Below are 18,135 nucleotides of genomic sequence, written 5' to 3' on the forward strand. Positions count from 1 at the left end.
AGATAATACGAAAGCGGGAATTATGTATGGAGAATGGAATGACAATGGGCGATTGCTTACGGACGAATAAATTAATCATTTTAAGAGGAAATTCCGGCAGTGGAAAAACAACTATTGCAAAGGAATTACAGCAAGTGTTCGGAAATAATACAATGCTGATCTCGCAGGATGTTATCCGAAGAGATATGCTCAAAGTCAAAGACGGAGAAAATACAAAGGCGCTGCCTCTTCTGGAAGAACTTCTGCGATATGGAAGAAAACACAGCGAGATTGTTATTCTGGAAGGAATACTGAATGCGGAATGGTATCGTGCATTATTTGAGCTGGCAGTAGCTTTATATGGAAAAAATATATACGCATATTACTTCGACATCCCCTTCGAGGAGACCGTGAAGCGCCACAAAACAAAGCCGAACTGCAATGATTTCAGTGCAGAAGATATGCAGAGATGGTGGAACGAAAAAGATTATATATCCGTTCTGCATGAAACCAGAATAACGGCGGATCAGGACAGAGAAAGCATAGTTCGTGACATCTGTCAAAACATAATATCCAATGGAAAATAATTGCTTCGGACAGGGAATGATCTTTGTTCTGCCAGAGAAATATGATAAAATAGAAACAGAAATAAATTTTTGCAAGCCTGTCGGTGGTAAAGGATTTAGGAAGGAGCAGACCCATGAAATCAGTAATTTCCATTGGAAATCAGGATTTTATATCCATCAGAAAGAATAACTGTTTTTATATCGATAAGACGGATTTTATCAGGGAATGGTGGGACAATCAGGACAGTGTTACTCTGATCACACGCCCAAGAAGATTCGGCAAGACCCTGAATATGAGTATGGTCGAATATTTCTTTTCCGTAAATCATTCCGAATGCAGCAAATATTTTGAAGACCTTGTCATCTGGAAAGAGGAAAGATTTCGTAAGCTGCAGGGAACGTATCCGGTGATTTCCCTCAGCTTTGCAGATATCAAGGCAACCACATATGAGACTGCAAGAAGAGCGGTAATTCGTAAGCTGGTAAAATTATATAGTACTTTTGAATTTGTCAAATCCAGCAAAGTATTAAATGAAAAAGACCGCGCCTATTTTGATTCCGTTGAAGAAAATATGTCGGATGATGCGGCAGCAGTAGCTGTCAATTATCTGTCCGATTATCTGAGCCGCTATTACGGAAAAAAGGTGATTATTCTTCTGGATGAGTATGATACTCCTTTGCAGGAATCGTATATTCATGGGTATTGGGAGAATCTTACTGCGTTTATCAGAAGCCTGTTCAATTCCACATTCAAAACGAATCCCTATATGGAACGGGGACTGCTGACAGGAATAACAAGAGTCAGTAAAGAATCTATCTTTTCCGATCTGAATAATCTTGAAGTTGTAACAACAACATCGGAAAAGTACAGCGGCTCGTTTGGCTTTACAGAAGAAGAAGTCTTTCATGCGCTGGAGGAAAATGGGCTGTCCGATGAAAAAGGAACCGTCCGCTATTGGTATGATGGATTTTCCTTTGGAAAACGGAAGGATATTTACAATCCGTGGTCCATTACAAAATATCTGGACACGGGAGAATATGGAACGTACTGGGCAGACACCAGCGGAAATATGCTGATCTCCAATCTGATCCGTCGAAGTCCTGCAAAGATCAAGACGGAAATGGAAGATTTATTAAACGGCAGAGTGATCTGCACAGAATTGGATGAGCAGGTTATTTTTGAACAGCTTGGCAGAAAGCGGGGAGCCATCTGGAGTCTTATGCTTGCGAGCGGATATCTGAAAGTGGATCGGTACGAAATGGATAACCGAACAGGAAAGCGCCAGTATGATTTGAAAGTGACAAATCATGAGACAATGCTGATGTTTGAACAAATGATAGAGGACTGGTTTACAGAAGAAGATTCTGCATATGGCAATTTTAAAGATGCTCTGCTTGCCGGAGATCTGGATTATATGAACCAGTTTATGAATCAGGTAGCACTTCAGACATTCAGCAGTTTCGACACGGGCGGAAAACCATCAGAGGAACTCGAACCAGAAAGATTTTACCATGGATTTGTCCTTGGGCTGATTGTTGATCTGGCCGGAAAATACAGAATCACATCCAACAGAGAAAGTGGATTTGGACGGTATGACGTAGTAATGGAGCCATTGAAAGAAAACCTGGATGCGATCGTGATGGAATTCAAGGTTCAGAATACATCAAAAGAAAAGTCGCTGGAAGAGACGGTGGAGCATGCACTTCGTCAGATTCAGGAAAAACAGTATGACACAGAATTGCTTGCCAGAGGAATCGCAAAGGAGCAGATCAGGCATTATGGACTTGCGTTTCGGGGGAAGAAAGTGTTGATTGGAAATTGAAATGAGAGAAAATATGAAAATCAGAAAAGCAGAACCGAAAGACCTGTCCAGAATTGCGGAAATTTTCGTATTCAACAACCGAATCAATTATTTCCCGATTTTTCACGAGGAGGCCTATTCCTTCGGTGAAATGCAGGTAGTTCCGATGATCGACCAGTACTTTAAGAAAGAAGAAATCTTAAACCGCATCTATGTCTACGATGATGGAATTATAAGAGGTTTTACAGAAATCAACGGAACCGAAATCTGTAAACTATACGTAGATCCATGTCTGCAGAACAACGGGGTCGGCCACGCGCTGATTACCTTTGTAATTGAAAAGTTTGACGCAGACCATCTATGGGCATTGGAGAAAAATACGCGTGCCATTGCGTTTTACAACCGCCACGGATTTCGGTGGACAGGAACGAAACAGCTGGAAGCAGATACGATAGAGTATCTGCTGGAATTAAGACGATGAGAGCACGACGTGTTTTCTGTCCTTCCTGCAAAAATTAAAGCAGGAGAAAACGGTCTTGTATTTTAACCGACTCAAGCAAGTAGCGAAGCGGATTGCGAATATCCGCTTTACTGAAGCAAAAATAGCCGAAAAGCCTGTTCTACCGTATCGGTCATATTTTCTGCCGCATTTTTCACATCCATAGCTTCTTCGAGTGAAACGACGCTTCGCAGAATCGGGAAAAATGCATCAATTCCGGCAGCGTTACATGCGGATGCGTCTTTTGTGACACAGCCGGAGAATGCGATGACTGGTTTGCCGTATTCTTTCGCCAGCTTTGCAACTCCGATCGGCGCTTTTCCCATCACGGTCTGCCCGTCGAGCCGTCCCTCGCCGGTGATGATAAGATCGGCATCGCGCACATCATCCCGAAGTCTGATTTCGTCCAGCACAATCTGAATCCCCGGCTCGAGAACTGCCGGCAGAAATGTCTGAAAAGCAAATCCCAGACCGCCCGCGGCCCCCGTTCCAGGCGCAGCTGGATCAGCTTTTGGAAACTGTTTCTGACAGAGGGAGGCATAAGAGGCAAGCGCCGAATCCATCCGCGCAATCATGTCTGCATCCGCCCCTTTCTGCGGCCCGAAAACTGCGCTGCAACCGTTGGAACCGCAGAGCGGATTCGTCACATCACAGGCAATACGGAAGGTGCATTCCGAAAGTTCCGGCAGAACGTGATCTGTCGTAATCGCGGTAAGAGCTTCCAGCCCGACGGCACCAAAAGGAACCTGTTTTCCTTCTGCATCGAGCAGTCCGAAACCGAGTGCCTGCAGCATACCAATACCGCCGTCATTCGTGGCACTTCCGCCGATTCCGATAATAAAATGGCGGCAGCCACGCAGAACCGCATCCTGGATTACTTCACCGACACCGTATGTCGTTGTATACAACGGATTTCGCTCCGTATCCGAAACAAGCGTAATTCCAGCTGCACCGGACATCTCAATAACAGCTGTCTGTGCCTGTTCTATTACGCCATACGTACACGAAACTGTCTTTTGTGCCGGTCCCGTCACAGGAACGGACACAAACTGTCCGCCGAGTCCTTCCGTCAGGGCCTGTACCGTCCCTTCTCCTCCGTCCGCCAGTGTCCGCACAACCGTTTTAACATCTGGATCCACCCTGTGAATCCCTTGCGCAGCAGCATTCCCGGCCTGAAGAGATGAGAGACTTCCTTTAAATGAATCAATTGCAATTGCAACCTTCAAACTTTCACTTCCGTTTCCTTATAAGATACCATGATTTTACCATCCCCATGTCCAAATAGCAACGCACACCCCCGAAAATCCCGTAAAATCGCGGAAAAGAACCGATAAAATATGCTTTCCACTCTTGACAACGCTTACAGCCCCTAGTTATAATAAGGCATGAAAAACGATGACGAAGACAGTAGTCTGCGCGTGAACGGTCTGTGGAAAGCGAGCCGGGGATGGTGGGAGTCCGGTACAAGTAGCGGCAGGTGAACATCACTTCCAAGTTGCAGTTCTGAATCTGCGTACCCGGCGCATAAAATATAGAAAACCGGAGAGCAGTGGTAAGAAGTTGCCGGTTGTTCCCCGTTACAGGAAATGCATATGATAGTATGTAACAGGTGGTTACGATAAGTACAGCTTTCGTCCTATTACAGGGCGGGAGCTTTTTCTTATTTTACGCGAGCAAATCAAACGAGAAACCTAAGTTTCAGGAGGTACAAGCATGTACAAGAAAGTTTCAACCGACATGAACTTTGTCGAGAGAGAAAAACAGGTTGAGAAGTTCTGGGAAGACAATCAGATCTTCGAAAAAAGTATGAAAGTGCGTGAAGGAAATCCGTCCTACGTGTTCTATGACGGACCGCCGACCGCAAACGGAAAACCGCACATCGGCCACGTAGAGACCCGTGTTATCAAGGATATGATCCCGAGATACCGTACCATGAAGGGTTATCAGGTACCGAGAAAAGCAGGCTGGGATACCCACGGACTGCCGGTAGAGCTGGAAGTTGAGAAAAAACTCGGTCTGGACGGAAAAGATCAGATCGAAAAATACGGCGTAGAGCCATTCATCGAGCAGTGTAAAGAGAGCGTATGGAAATACGAGGGAATGTGGGAAGACTTCTCCCATACCGTTGGCTTCTGGGCTGATATGAAAAACCCATACGTTACGTATCATAACGATTACATCGAGTCCGAGTGGTGGGCATTAAAAGAGATCTGGAAGAAAGGTCTTCTGTACGAAGGACACAAAATCGTTCCTTACTGCCCGCGCTGCGGTACCCCGCTTTCTTCCCACGAAGTAGCGCAGGGATACAAAGATGTCAAAGAACGTTCAGCCGTTGTCCGCTTTAAAGTAAAAGGCGAGGACGCTTACATCCTGGCATGGACCACCACACCGTGGACCCTTCCGTCCAACGTTGCACTCTGCGTCAACCCGGATGAGGATTACGTAAAAGTAACAAGCAAAGGATATACCTATTATATGGCAGCCGCTCTGGTAGATACCGTTCTTGGAGAAGGCGCCGAGGTTCTGGAGCATTATCAGGGCAAAGATCTCGAGTTCAAAGAGTACGAGCCGCTGTTCCCGTACGCTGAGAAGAGAATCGGAAACAAAAAAGCATACTATGTAGTCTGCGATACCTACGTAACACTGACCGATGGTACCGGTGTTGTTCATATCGCCCCTGCATTTGGTGAGGACGACTCCAAAGTTGGTCACAGATACGATCTTCCATTTGTACAGTTAGTAAACGAAAAAGGTGAGATGACAGAGGAAACTCCGTGGGCAGGCACCTTCTGCAAGAAAGCAGATATGGCCGTTCTGCAGGCACTCGAGGACAAGGATCTTCTGTTTGATGCGCCGCTGTTTGAGCACAGCTACCCACACTGCTGGAGATGTGATACTCCGCTGATCTACTACGCACGTGAGACCTGGTTCATCCGCATGACTGCAGTAAAAGAGGATCTGATCCGCAACAACAACACCATCAACTGGATTCCGGAGAGCATCGGAAAAGGACGCTTCGGCGACTGGCTGGAAAACGTTCAGGACTGGGGACTTTCCAGAAACCGTTACTGGGGAACTCCGCTTCCGGTATGGCAGTGTGAATGCGGCCATCAGGACTGCATCGGCAGCATCGAAGAGCTGAAAGAAAAAGCCGACAACTGCCCGGATGACATTGAGCTTCACCGCCCATACATCGACGCAGTGACCATTAAGTGCCCGAAATGCGGTAAAGAGATGCACCGTGTACCGGAGGTTATCGACTGCTGGTTCGATTCCGGATCCATGCCGTTCGCACAGCATCACTATCCATTCGAGAACAAAGAAACCTTCGAGAAACAGTTCCCGGCACAGTTTATTTCCGAGGCTGTAGACCAGACACGTGGATGGTTCTACTCCCTGCTTGCAATTTCCACTCTGCTGTTCAACAAAGCACCATACGAAAACGTTATCGTTCTTGGTCTGGTACAGGATGAGAACGGACAGAAGATGAGTAAATCCAAAGGAAATGCGGTAGATCCGTTTGACGCACTGCAGACCTACGGTGCCGATGCGATCCGCTGGTACTTCTACACCAGCAGCGCTCCGTGGCTGCCGAGCCGTTTCGCAGGCAAGACGGTAGTGGAAGGACAGAGAAAGTTCATGGGAACCCTGTGGAACACCTACGCGTTCTTTGTTCTGTATGCAAACATCGACAACTTCGATGCAACAAAATACAGTCTGGAGTATGACAAGCTGGCTGTTATGGATAAATGGCTGCTGTCCCGTCTGGAATCCACTGTAAAAGCTGTAGACGACAACCTGGCAAATTACCGGATTCCGGAAGCAGCAAAAGCACTGCAGTCCTTCGTGGACGATATGAGTAACTGGTATGTACGCCGTTCCCGTGAACGTTTCTGGGCAAAAGGCATGGAGCAGGATAAGATCAATGCTTACATGACTCTGTACACCGCACTGGTGACCGTTGCAAAAGCAGCAGCTCCGATGATTCCGTTCATGACAGAGGATATTTATCAGAACCTCGTAAAGAGCATCGATGCAAGTGCACCGGAAAGTATCCATCTGTGCGACTTCCCGGAGGTACATGAGAACTGGATCGATCCGAAGATGGAAGAGGATATGGCAGACCTGCTGGAGATCGTCGTTATGGGACGTGCCGCAAGAAATACTGCCAATATCAAAAACCGTCAGCCGATCGGAACCATGTACGTGAAGAGCGAGTTCCAGCTTTCCGAATTCTACAAAGAGATCATCGAGGACGAGCTGAATGTCAAAGAAGTTGTATTCAAAGATGACATCGCAGATTTCATCAGCTACAGCTTCAAACCGCAGATGCGTACCGTAGGACCAAAATACGGAAAACTCCTGAACAAGATCAAAACCGTACTGTCCGAGCTCGATGGAAACAAGGCAATGGCAGAGCTGAAGAGCACCGGCGAACTTAAACTTGACATCGATGGACAGGAAATTGTATTATTAGAGGAGGATTTGCTGATCGACATGGCACAGATGGAAGGCTATGTTTCCGAATCCGACCATACAATCACTGTTGTTCTGGATACTAACCTGACTCCGGAACTGATCGAAGAAGGCTTCGTACGTGAGCTGGTAAGCAAAATCCAGACTATGCGTAAAGAGGCAGGCTTTGAGGTTATGGACAAGATCCGTGTATACGCAAAAGACAACGATAAGATTGTAGACATCATGAAAAACCATGGTGATGAAATTAAATCTGAAGTTCTGGCAGAAGATATCGTGACTGGAGAGACAAAGGGCTATGAGAAGGAGTGGAATATCAACTCTGAAAAGGTTACCATGGCAGTAGAACGTATCTAAGATTATTTTTGGATGTGTTTTCACGACGATCATTAATATGAAATTGGCCTGCGAGCGGGGAGAAAAACAAGCTCTCCGCTCGCAGACTGCTATTAAGGAGGACGCAGATGTTAAACGCCGAGTTCAAAAAAGAAACTTTTAAGAACAGTGTGAGAGAGAATGTAAAAATGCTGTACAGAAAGAACCTGGAAGAGGCTTCCCAGCAGGAGATTTACCAGGCAGTCTGCTATGCAGTAAAAGATGTTATTATTGATAACTGGCTGAAAACCCAGAAGGCAATGGACGAACAGGATCCGAAAATTCTGTACTATATGTCCATGGAGTTCCTGATGGGCCGTGCACTTGGAAATAACCTGATCAACCTGACTGCATACAAACAGGTACAGGAAGCTCTCGAGGAAATGGGACTGAACCTGAACCTTCTGGAGGATCAGGAGAGAGATCCGGCTCTTGGAAACGGCGGTCTTGGCCGTCTGGCAGCATGCTTTCTGGATTCTCTGGCTACCCTTGGATATCCGGCGTACGGCTGCGGTATCCGTTACAAATACGGTATGTTTAAACAGCAGATCCGCGACGGTTATCAGGTAGAAGTACCGGATAACTGGCTGAAAAACGGCTATCCATTTGAGCTGAAACGCCCGGAGTATGCAAAAGAGGTAAAATTTGGCGGATATGTGGCACAGGAGTACGATGAAGCTACCGGACGCGTAAACTTTGTACAGAAGGATTACCAGTCTGTCAATGCAATTCCTTACGACATGCCGATCGTAGGATATGACAACGACGTTGTAAACACACTGACTATCTGGGATGCAGAGGCCATTCAGGACTTCTCACTGGATTCCTTCGACAAGGGTGATTACCACAAAGCTGTTGAGCAGGAAAACCTTGCAAAAACCATCGTAGAGGTTCTGTATCCGAACGATAACCATTACGAAGGAAAAGAGCTGCGTCTGAAACAGCAGTATTTCTTTATTTCTGCAAGCGTACAGAGAGCAGTTGCAAAATATAAAAAACATCACGATGATATCACGAAGCTGTATGAGAAGGTTACCTTCCAGCTGAATGATACCCACCCAACCGTAGCTGTTCCGGAGCTGATGCGAATCCTGATGGATGTGGAAGGCCTTGGATGGGATGAGGCATGGGAGATTACGACAAAGACCTGCGCATACACCAACCATACGATTATGGCAGAGGCACTTGAGAAATGGCCGGTTGACCTGTTCTCCAGACTTCTTCCGCGTATCTATCAGATCGTAGAGGAGATCAACCGCCGCTTCCTGATCCAGGTAAGAGAGCAGTACCCGGGTGATGAAGAGAAAGTCCGCCAGATGGCAGTGATCTACGACGGACAGGTTCATATGGCTCGCCTGGCTATCGTAGGCGGATATTCTGTCAACGGTGTTGCAAAGCTTCATACCGAGATCCTGAAAAAACAGACCTTAAAAGACTTCTACGAGATGACTCCGGAGAAGTTCAACAATAAGACGAACGGTATCACACAGCGTCGTTTCCTGCTTCACGGAAATCCGCTCCTGGCTGACTGGGTAACTGAGTATGCCGGAAATGGCTGGATTACCGATCTTCCGAAGATCAAAAAGATCGCTGAGCTTGCAGATGATACACAGGCACAGAAGGAATTTATGGAGATTAAATACAAAAATAAAGTTCGCCTGGCAAAATACATCAAAGAGCATAACGGCATTGATGTAGATCCGAACTCTATTTTTGACGTTCAGGTAAAGCGTCTGCATGAGTACAAACGCCAGTTTATGAACATTCTTCATATTATGTACCTGTATGACCGTCTGAAAAAGAACCCGGATATGCCGTTCTACCCAAGAACCTTCATCTTTGGAGCGAAAGCTTCCGCAGGCTATGAGCGTGCAAAAGCGATCATCAAACTGATCAATTCCGTTGGGGATGTCGTAAACAACGATCCGACCATCAAAGGAAAGATCAAAGTTGTATTTATCGAGGATTATCGTGTCAGCAACGCAGAGCTGATCTTTGCCGCTGCTGATGTTTCCGAGCAGATTTCCACCGCAAGTAAAGAGGCTTCCGGTACCGGTAACATGAAGTTCATGCTGAACGGCGCCCTGACTCTTGGAACCATGGACGGTGCAAACGTAGAGATCGTTGAGGAAGTTGGAAAGGAGAACGCCTTTATCTTCGGACTTTCCGCAGATCAGGTTATCGAATATGAGAACAACTACACCTACGATCCGATGAGCTACTTCATCCACGATCAGGACATCCACAACGTAGTGATGGATCTGATCAGCGGAAGATACTCAAACGGCGACATCATGATGTTCCGTGATCTGTATGACTCCCTGCTCACACCGAAGAATGCTCCGCGCCCGGATATGTACTTTACCCTGGCAGACTTCAAGTCCTATGCGGCAGCACAGGAGCGTGTTGAGGATAAATACAGAAATACTTCTGCATGGGCAAGAAGCGCGATCCTGAATACCGCACACAGCGGCAAATTCACATCCGACCGTACCATCCAGCAGTATGTAGATGATATCTGGCATCTGGACAAGATTACTGTCAGAAAGTAATCGGAATCAAATATAAGTAGTTAGGGGACACCTGCTTTTCCGGGAAAAACCGGAGGGGCGGGTGTTCTTTTTTTGATGCCCGCTGGAAGGATCTGCATCCCGAAAAATGCCTGCAAAACAGGCATTCTTTTGACATTCTACGGGGAGTGTGGTACACTGTTCGTGTCTATGAACTAAAACAATCTGAAATGTATTGAGGTGAAAAGATTGGATAAAGCTGAATATCAAAGCCGGCTGGAAGAGCTGAACAGTCTGGTAAAAAAAGAGGACTATGAGGGGGCACTTGCAGTTGTAGAAGCCGTTGATTGGCAGCGTGTCAAGAGTCTGCGCACGCTCGGCATGGTAGCGGATGTCTATGAGGCGAACAAACGATATCCGGAGGCGAAGAAGATTCTGCTGATGGCGTATGACCGTTCTTCCATCGGAAAGGGCATTCTGTACCGCCTGGTAGAGGTCTCCGTAAAAATGAAAGACTTTGATGAGGCGATTGACTTTTACAACGAGTTTGAAGCAGTCGCACGTCACGATAATTCCCGGTATCTGCTGAAATACAAGATTTTAAGAGGACAGAAAGCGCCGCTTGAGGAGCAGATTTCCCTTCTGGAGGAATACAAAGAGCGGGAATTTACCGAGAGATGGGCATATGAACTGGCAAACCTTTACAGCAAAGCCGGAGAGACGCAGAAATGCATCGATGCCTGTGATGAGCTGATCCTGTGGTTCAGCGAGGGCAAATATGTAACAAAGGCAATGGATCTGAAAATGAAGTACGAGCCGCTGTCACCGTCCCAGCAGATCAAATACGAGCATCGTTTTGACTACAAAAAGAATGAAGAGCCGTCCGAGGATCCGGAAGCACTTGAAGTGCGGTTAGCCGGAGAGAGCGGAGCCGGTGAAATGGCTGCGACGAAAGAGCCGGCAGAGACGCCGGAAGTAAAACCGGTAAACGGCGGTGTGATGAGCCAGTATGTGGCCGGTGAAGAAGAAAAAGAAGCCGGTTCGCCGTACGAAGCATATGAGAAAACACAGCAGGCCGAGGCAGATGCAGAGCAGGTGCAGGAGTACGAAGCACTGCAGCAGACAGAGGAGCCGATCGAGGAGATTCCGGAAGAGCAGGCGTATGCAGACAGCACGCCGACGTACCTTGGAAATACGATCGATCTTCACGCAGAGCTTGCAAAGAGCATCCGCGATGTCTTCTCCTTCCGCGGAAAGAAACAGGAAGAGACGGCAGTCGAGGAAGAGACAAGCGAAGAGCCGGTACAGTACGAAGTAAAAGATCTGGAGCCGGAGCAGCTTGATGTAAACGTAGAGGTATCCCCGGATGCCAACACGACAATCAAGACAAGACCGCAGCCAAAACCGAAGGAAAAAGCCGAGCCGGTAATGCCGAAAGCACCGAAGCCGGAGAAGAAATACGAAGAGCCGGACCTCGAAGCACTGTTCCAGGAGACCGCAGCAAACCTGTCGGAGGAAGTTGCGGAGGAAGAAGCAGAAGAGCCAGTGGAACCGGCAGCAGAAGCCGAAACCGCAGAGCAGCCGATGGATCCGGAGTCCGAGGCAGAGGCACGGGAAGCGGCTGAGGAGCCGCAGGCGGAAGCTGAGCCGGAAGAAGATGCAGAACCGGCAGATGAAGCGGAAACCGAAGAGATCACAGAACCGGCGGATGAGGCTGAAACCGAAGAAGCTACAGAGCCGATGGATGAAGCTGAGATCGAAGAGATTATAGAACCGGCAGCCGAGGCTGAAATCGAAGAAGCAGAAGTTACAGAACCAGCAGTGGAAGCTGAAACAGAAGCAGCCGAGAAGGCTCAGGCGGAAGCCGAAATTGAGGAAACCGTAGAACCGGCGGAGACACCGTCCATGGATGCAACGGTTGTCATCGCGGATCTGAAACCGGCAGAGGAGACACGGCCGACCATCGATTTTAGTGAGCTTCAGGCAGCGCTGAACGCAGAAGTGCAGGAAGCTGAAAAAGCATCGGAAATCGAACTGCCGGATGAGCCGGAAACTGCGGAAGCAGAACCTGCTGACGAGCCGGAAAGCGAAACAGAGCCGGAAACCCCGGCCGAGACTGAGCCAGCCGATCCGTTTGAGCCGGCAGGAACCCAGCCGATCGAGATTACCCCGGAGGAAATCGAAATCGAAGTTCCGACCGAGCCAAAGCGTGAGCGCGTATCCGATGCGACGATCAACATGAGCATCGAAAAAACAACGGATGCCACCGTTCAGCTGATCCGCGACAACATTCCGGAAGGAACTGTTGCGAAATCGATTGAAGAGGTGCTCCGCGAGGAGACGCCGGAGGAGGCAAGACTCCGCATCCTGAACGACACCCAGCCGGATAAGCTGAGTGATGAGCAGAAAGCGCTGTTTACTTACTTTGCGAAAGTTCCAGGCATGGATATCCAGATTCTGGATGCAATGCATGGTGTTTATCATTACGCAGGCGACCGTACTTCCCGTCATGGAAACATTGCCATTATGGGCGGATACGGTACTGGAAAAACGAAGCTGTCGGAGGATCTCGTCCGTGCAATCTGTGCTGACTTAAAACTTCCGGCAACGAAGATGGCCCGTCTGGATGCATCTGTTCTGAACAAAAAGGACTGTGCGCAGATTGTTTCAAAGCTGGCGGGAGGTTTCCTCCTGATCGAGCGTGCCGGTCTGATGTACCCGGAGACGATCGAGAAGCTGTCGCAGGCAATGGATTTCCGTACCGACAGTCTGGTTCTGATCATCGAGGATGAGAAGGTCAGCATGAGAGGTCTTCTGCGGAATAACCCTGATTTTGCGAAGAAGTTTGAGACGGTCATTTCGATTCCTGTTTTCACAAACGACGAGCTGGTTACGTTTGCCCGCACGTATGCGCGTGAGAATGGATACAAGATGGACGAGATGGGTGTGCTTGCTCTGTATACACAGATTGGCAACAATCAGAAGGAGGGCGAGCCGATGACGATTTCACAGGTCAAAGATATGGTGGATCGTGCCATCGCCCATGCAGAAAAGGGAACCCGTAAATTCGGAAGACGCATGTCCAGAAAGCATACCGATGCGGACGACCGCGTGATTCTTTACGAGAAAGACTTTGAGTTCTAAATACATGGAGAATTTATGGAGAAAGTAAAACCGTGGCTCGGGGAGCCGCAGAATACAATAGCCGTACTGCAGAAGTACGGCTTTGTATTTCAGAAAAAGTATGGTCAGAATTTTCTGATTGATCCACATGTGCTGGATAAGATTGTAGCCGCTGCAGGTATCGGACCGGACGATTTTGTTGTGGAAATCGGACCTGGTATCGGTACGCTGACGCAGTATCTTGCGTATGCTGCGCGGAGTGTGTGTGCGGTGGAAATTGACAAGAATCTGATCCCGATTCTGGAGGATACGCTGTCGGATTATGATAATGTTGAGGTTATCAACAATGATGTTTTGAAGGTGGATCTGGCGGCGCTGGCGAAGGAGAAGAACAACGGACGGCCGATCAAGGTTGTGGCGAATCTTCCGTATTATATTACGACGCCGATTATTATGGGATTATTTGAGAATCATGTGCCGGTGGATTCGATTACGGTTATGGTTCAGAAGGAGGTTGCGGACCGGATGCAGACGGGGCCGGGATCGAAGGATTACGGGGCGCTGTCGCTGGCGGTGCAGTATTATGCGGAGCCGTATATTGTGGCGAATGTGCCGCCGAACTGTTTTATGCCGCGGCCGAAGGTTGGAAGTGCGGTGATCCGGCTGACGCGTCATGAGGTGATGCCGGTGGAGACGAAGGATGAGAAGTTGATGTTCTCCATTATTCGGGCGTCGTTTAATCAGAGACGGAAGACGCTGGCGAACGGACTGAAAAATTCGGAGCTGCTGCATTTTTCGAAAGAGGAGATTGAGGCTGCAATCACAGCCTGCGGCTGGCCGCTTACGATTCGTGGGGAGGCATTGAATTTACAGGAGTTTGCGCGGTTGACGGATGAATTGTGTAAATAGAGGGGACGCCTCGCCGTCGCCCGTCCGCCCTTGCGTGATACGCATGGCAGCGGTGGAAAAGCGGGGAAAAGGGCATGAAAAAAAGCACCGTTGGCGAAACAGTGCTTTCTTTCATTTTTATTTTTAAAGGAAGGAGAGCCGATTTTCTAATCGGCAATATGAAAAAGAAAATTGTGTAAATAATGTTGGCATTCATTATTTATGCTTTTAGTATACGGGTAAATTATGTTGAAAGCGTGTTCATGTTGTAAAAAAATCATGAACAAATTGTGACTATTCAGAGCCATGCGAAATTTCAGAACAAATTGCGAATCATGCTTGCATGAATGAGCACTTTTTTCTGAAATTTCATATGGCGAGAAGCCACATCAAGATGCAGCGCAGCGGAATCGAGATGGGGCTCTGAACAGGGACTTATTTCTGAGTTACAGGTCCAGCAGCTTAAAGGTGGAAATTCCGAGGAAGTTCCGGGAGCAGAGGCTGATTCCGCCCATGAGGACGGAGACATCCTGCAGGTGAGCCGGGAGGACGTGGAGGTACCAGCGGAGGCGGTTCTGGATTCCGGAGGTGATTTCGTCGATCAGACCTGGGATGTAGTTGGTGAAGGAGCTGTTGATGACGATGACGTCCGGGTTGAAGGTGTGGAGAACCGTGTTCAGGCTGATTCCGATGTAGTGGGTGAAATCCTGCATTACTTTGCGGGCGTTGGGGTTGCCTTCCTGGTAATACTGGATGAAGCGTTCGACGGAGACGTTTTCTAAGCCTTCGGCGGCGGCAAAATCGTTCAGGACGGCGGCTTCGGAGATGTACTGTTCGAGGCAGCCGTGGTTGCCGCAGGGGCAGGGCCGGCCATCGGGGAAGAGGATGGTGTGGCCGAATTCGCCGGCGTAGCCGTTCTGGCCGGTGTAGAGTTCGCCGTCAATGAGGATTCCCATGCCGACGCCTTCGTGGATGTTCAGGAAGATCATATTTTTAAAGTGCTCTGCGCAGGCGGCTTCGCCGATGACGGAGAGGTTGGCTTCATTTTCTACGATGACAGGGACCTGAAATTCTTCTTCGAGGTAGTTTTTCAGGTTGGAGTGTTTTAGATCGTAGTAGGGTGTGAATAAAACGAGGTCGTCGCAGACGACGCCGTAGATTCCGATGGAGATTCCGACGAGGCCGCACGGGGTCTTGGGGAGGTCGGATTTGGTTTTGTGGAGGAGGGAAATCAGGTATTCCTCCAGGGAGAGGGATGGATCAATCGGGTATTCTTTTACAGTACATGATTTTCCCTTCAGATCTCCGGTGAGAATGGTGATCTTTTTTACGCCGAGATCGACGGCGATGATGGAACCGCAGCGATTATTAAAAGTAAGCAGAATCGGTTTTCGACCCATGGAAGTTTTTTCGGCGCTGCCGAGTTCTATGACGAGCTGGCGGTCGAGCAGTTCCTGGACGATGGTGGATACGGTTGCTTTTGTCAGATGCAGCATTTTCGCCAGATCTGCGCGGGAAAGCGGCGGATGGTTGGCGATTGCCTCGAGAACCAGGGCGCGGTTCATGTCTCGTATATATTCCTGATTTCCGGTACTCATAAAAAATCCTCCATTCTGCCGCATTGGCTGTACATCAATCTTAACATAAATGAGAGAGAAATGACAGGGAAAATCGGGGATGGGCAATACGAATAGAAAAATTAACGGAGAAAAACGATTTCTAGACAGAGTAGAGAGTAAGGGACAGAATTAGAAATAAAATATGTGATAAATACACAAAGAAAGTATAAAATAATTCTAAAAAATGTACATATTCACAGAAGATTCACTGCACGTTCATAATTTGTTCATAATTAATTGGTATAGTTATCTCAGTTCCAAAGGAACAGCGTGTATGCAATCACTACACAATTAAGATTTTTTCATAATAATAGCCCAGGCGCCGAGAGGTTCCTGGGCACTCCTCGTTTTTGGGAAATTTTTGATCTTGGGACAGACGGAAATCTGTGTAGACAGGGTAGTGATCTTTTTCTTGACTTTTGCGAGAAGCAGCCTTATAGTATAAATATAATAACAATTACTGTTATTGAAAGATACGAAAGGAAAAAAACTATGTCAACACTCAAGTATAGCAGACAAAGAGAAAGCATCAAAGTCTGCCTTCAGGGGCGAAAGGATCACCCGACCGCAGATATGCTCTATACCGATGTACGGAAAGAATTTCCCAATATCAGTCTTGGCACAGTATACCGGAACCTGTCTCTTCTTTCTGAATTAGGAGAGATCAAGCGTCTTACAACAGGAGATGGCCCGGACCGGTTCGATGGAGATACTTCCACGCATCACCATTTCATTTGCAGAAAATGTCACTGCGTGACAGACCTTACAATGCGTGACATCAGCGAAATCAAGAACGTAGCAGCGGAAAATTTCAGAGGTACGATCGAAGATTACTCTGTGAATTTTTACGGCATCTGCGAGAACTGCAAAAATCACCCGGGGAACGTATAGCATCCCCAGGAAGAAAGAAAAAATTAAAAATAGGCATTGACAAAAAGGGAAGCTTATGTTAAAGTAATATCAGTAACAGTTACTAATATTAAAAATAAAAAACTGTTATAAACCACAAAATTGGAAATGATAAAATTAAATACACAACAAAAAGAAAGGAAAGAAAGACTATGAAAAAATTTGTATGCAGCGTATGTGGATATGTTTATGAAGGAGCAGAAGCACCGGAAGTCTGTCCGATCTGTAAAGCACCGAAAGAGAAATTTATCGAGCAGGGCGAGGATCTGACCTGGGCAGCAGAGCACGTAGTTGGCGTAGCATCCGATGTTCCGGAAGATATCAAAAAAGACCTGAGAGCCAATTTCGAGGGCGAGTGCTCTGAGGTTGGTATGTACCTGGCAATGTCCAGAGTAGCATTCCGCGAGGGATATCCGGAAGTAGGTCTGTACTATGAAAAAGCAGCTTACGAAGAAGCAGAGCACGCAGCAAAATTCGCAGAGCTTCTCGGCGAAGTCGTAACCGACAGCACCAAGAAAAATCTGCAGATGCGTGTAGAGGCAGAGAACGGAGCAACCGCTGGCAAAACAGATCTTGCAAAACGTGCCAAAGCCCTGAATCTCGATGCAATCCATGACACCGTGCATGAGATGGCAAGAGACGAAGCTAGACACGGAAAAGCATTCGCTGGTCTGCTGGCTAGATATTTCGGTAAATAATCAGGAAACCTTTTTGGGGGGCGGAATAAAATCTGCCCTCCTTTTTCCGTTGTTTACAATTTTTACTTGGGATTGCGAACTTGTTTCGAATTACCTGTTGTTTACAAATGAACATAGAAAGAAAAAGCGAGGTTTTCACCATGGAAAAACAGACAGGCTGTGTCCACATCTACTGTGGGGATGGAAAAGGAAAGACGACTTGTGGTATGGGACTCTGTACGCGTGCGGCAGGGTATGGATACCGTGTTTTGATTTATCAGTTTATGAAAGATAACAGCACGAGCGAGCGGAAGGTGCTCTTACTGTCGCCGAATGTGACGTTTGTGCCGGGGCAGGACAAGATAAAGTTTTCGTTTCTGATGACACCGGAGGAGAAGGCAGAGCAGAAACGGTATTATGAAGAGCAGTTTCAGAAAGTGACAGAAAAAGCAGTTCAGGAAGAATACGATGTACTGTTTCTGGACGAGCTGGTTTATACGATTGGAAGCAAACTGTTTGATGAGCAGCTCCTTCTGGATTTTCTGGATCACAAGCCGGAGAAGCTGGAAGTGATTCTGACAGGGCAGGGACCATCGGAGGCGCTGATTGAGCGGGCGGACTATGTTTCGGAGCTGAAAAAAATCAAGCATCCGTTTGACAAGGGTCTTGCGGCAAGAGATGGAATCGAGCGGTAACGCTGAAAAAACAAGAA

At 47.6% G+C, this 18,135-nt stretch carries 12 protein-coding genes; 10 read left to right on the forward strand and 2 right to left on the reverse strand.

Features of this window, described 5'->3' with window-relative positions; genetic code table 11:
• Positions 1 to 26: 26 nt before the first annotated feature.
• From DWX00_RS15120 to DWX00_RS15130, 3 genes are all read left to right on the forward strand, one after another.
• Entirely contained in the window at positions 27 to 566 is a 540-nt protein-coding gene (locus tag DWX00_RS15120; RefSeq protein ID WP_227094162.1) for a kinase, read from the forward strand.
• Between the two features lie 113 nt (positions 567 to 679).
• Positions 680 to 2,368: an AAA family ATPase gene (locus tag DWX00_RS15125; RefSeq protein WP_118595649.1), complete on the forward strand. Its 1,689-nt coding sequence runs from the start codon at positions 680 to 682 to the stop codon at positions 2,366 to 2,368.
• A gap of 13 nt (positions 2,369 to 2,381) precedes the next feature.
• A complete protein-coding gene (locus DWX00_RS15130; RefSeq protein WP_118595660.1) occupies positions 2,382 to 2,828 on the forward strand; it encodes a GNAT family N-acetyltransferase in 447 nt (148 codons plus the stop codon).
• Between the two features lie 107 nt (positions 2,829 to 2,935).
• On the opposite strand, the gene DWX00_RS15135 is transcribed toward DWX00_RS15130, so the two are convergent.
• Positions 2,936 to 4,072 (reverse strand): glycerate kinase family protein, encoded by a 1,137-nt coding sequence (locus DWX00_RS15135; RefSeq protein ID WP_118595650.1) that lies wholly within the window; start codon positions 4,070 to 4,072, stop codon positions 2,936 to 2,938.
• Positions 4,073 to 4,559: 487 nt separating this feature from the next.
• Here DWX00_RS15135 and ileS point away from each other — a divergent pair, with 487 nt between their 5' ends.
• The 4 genes from ileS (at position 4,560) to rsmA (ending at position 14,239) form a co-directional block, all read left to right on the forward strand.
• Complete coding sequence (gene ileS, locus DWX00_RS15140; RefSeq protein WP_118595651.1) at positions 4,560 to 7,679, forward strand: isoleucine--tRNA ligase; 3,120 nt, start codon at positions 4,560 to 4,562, stop codon at positions 7,677 to 7,679.
• 107 nt (positions 7,680 to 7,786) lie between these two features.
• Positions 7,787 to 10,249, forward strand: coding sequence for a glycogen/starch/alpha-glucan phosphorylase (locus tag DWX00_RS15145; RefSeq protein WP_118595652.1), 2,463 nt, complete (start codon positions 7,787 to 7,789; stop codon positions 10,247 to 10,249).
• 207 nt (positions 10,250 to 10,456) lie between these two features.
• Positions 10,457 to 13,351 (forward strand): hypothetical protein, encoded by a 2,895-nt coding sequence (locus DWX00_RS15150; protein ID WP_118595653.1) that lies wholly within the window; start codon positions 10,457 to 10,459, stop codon positions 13,349 to 13,351.
• 15 nt (positions 13,352 to 13,366) lie between these two features.
• Positions 13,367 to 14,239, forward strand: a complete 873-nt coding sequence (rsmA, locus tag DWX00_RS15155) for a 16S rRNA (adenine(1518)-N(6)/adenine(1519)-N(6))-dimethyltransferase RsmA (RefSeq protein ID WP_022461748.1) — start codon at positions 13,367 to 13,369, stop codon at positions 14,237 to 14,239.
• A 425-nt stretch (positions 14,240 to 14,664) separates the two neighbouring features.
• Here the strand turns inward: rsmA and DWX00_RS15160 are convergent, their stop codons facing one another.
• Positions 14,665 to 15,816 (reverse strand): ROK family transcriptional regulator, encoded by a 1,152-nt coding sequence (locus tag DWX00_RS15160; RefSeq protein WP_022462912.1) that lies wholly within the window; start codon positions 15,814 to 15,816, stop codon positions 14,665 to 14,667.
• Positions 15,817 to 16,329: 513 nt separating this feature from the next.
• Between DWX00_RS15160 and DWX00_RS15165 the strand changes: the two genes are divergently transcribed.
• From DWX00_RS15165 to DWX00_RS15175, 3 genes are all read left to right on the forward strand, one after another.
• Positions 16,330 to 16,728, forward strand: coding sequence for a Fur family transcriptional regulator (locus DWX00_RS15165; RefSeq protein WP_022462913.1), 399 nt, complete (start codon positions 16,330 to 16,332; stop codon positions 16,726 to 16,728).
• A 170-nt stretch (positions 16,729 to 16,898) separates the two neighbouring features.
• Complete coding sequence (locus tag DWX00_RS15170) at positions 16,899 to 17,444, forward strand: NADH peroxidase (RefSeq protein WP_022462914.1); 546 nt, start codon at positions 16,899 to 16,901, stop codon at positions 17,442 to 17,444.
• 140 nt (positions 17,445 to 17,584) lie between these two features.
• On the forward strand, positions 17,585 to 18,118 hold the full coding sequence (locus tag DWX00_RS15175; protein WP_022462915.1) for a cob(I)yrinic acid a,c-diamide adenosyltransferase: 534 nt from the start codon (positions 17,585 to 17,587) through the stop codon (positions 18,116 to 18,118).
• Positions 18,119 to 18,135 lie beyond the last annotated feature (17 nt).

Origin of the sequence: Blautia sp. AF17-9LB, from assembly GCF_003479185.1 — a bacterium.
Classification (GTDB): domain Bacteria; phylum Bacillota; class Clostridia; order Lachnospirales; family Lachnospiraceae; genus Fusicatenibacter; species Fusicatenibacter saccharivorans.

Coding starts and splice junctions, on each gene's coding strand:
- rsmA (WP_022461748.1), top strand. CDS start 13,367: ATGGAGAAAGTAAAACCGTGGCTCGGGGAGCCGCAGAATACAATAGCC.
- DWX00_RS15120 (WP_227094162.1), top strand. CDS start 27: ATGGAGAATGGAATGACAATGGGCGATTGCTTACGGACGAATAAATTA.
- DWX00_RS15165 (WP_022462913.1), top strand. CDS start 16,330: ATGTCAACACTCAAGTATAGCAGACAAAGAGAAAGCATCAAAGTCTGC.
- DWX00_RS15160 (WP_022462912.1), bottom strand. CDS start 15,816: ATGAGTACCGGAAATCAGGAATATATACGAGACATGAACCGCGCCCTG.
- DWX00_RS15175 (WP_022462915.1), top strand. CDS start 17,585: ATGGAAAAACAGACAGGCTGTGTCCACATCTACTGTGGGGATGGAAAA.
- DWX00_RS15130 (WP_118595660.1), top strand. CDS start 2,382: ATGAAAATCAGAAAAGCAGAACCGAAAGACCTGTCCAGAATTGCGGAA.
- DWX00_RS15145 (WP_118595652.1), top strand. CDS start 7,787: ATGTTAAACGCCGAGTTCAAAAAAGAAACTTTTAAGAACAGTGTGAGA.
- DWX00_RS15125 (WP_118595649.1), top strand. CDS start 680: ATGAAATCAGTAATTTCCATTGGAAATCAGGATTTTATATCCATCAGA.
- ileS (WP_118595651.1), top strand. CDS start 4,560: ATGTACAAGAAAGTTTCAACCGACATGAACTTTGTCGAGAGAGAAAAA.
- DWX00_RS15170 (WP_022462914.1), top strand. CDS start 16,899: ATGAAAAAATTTGTATGCAGCGTATGTGGATATGTTTATGAAGGAGCA.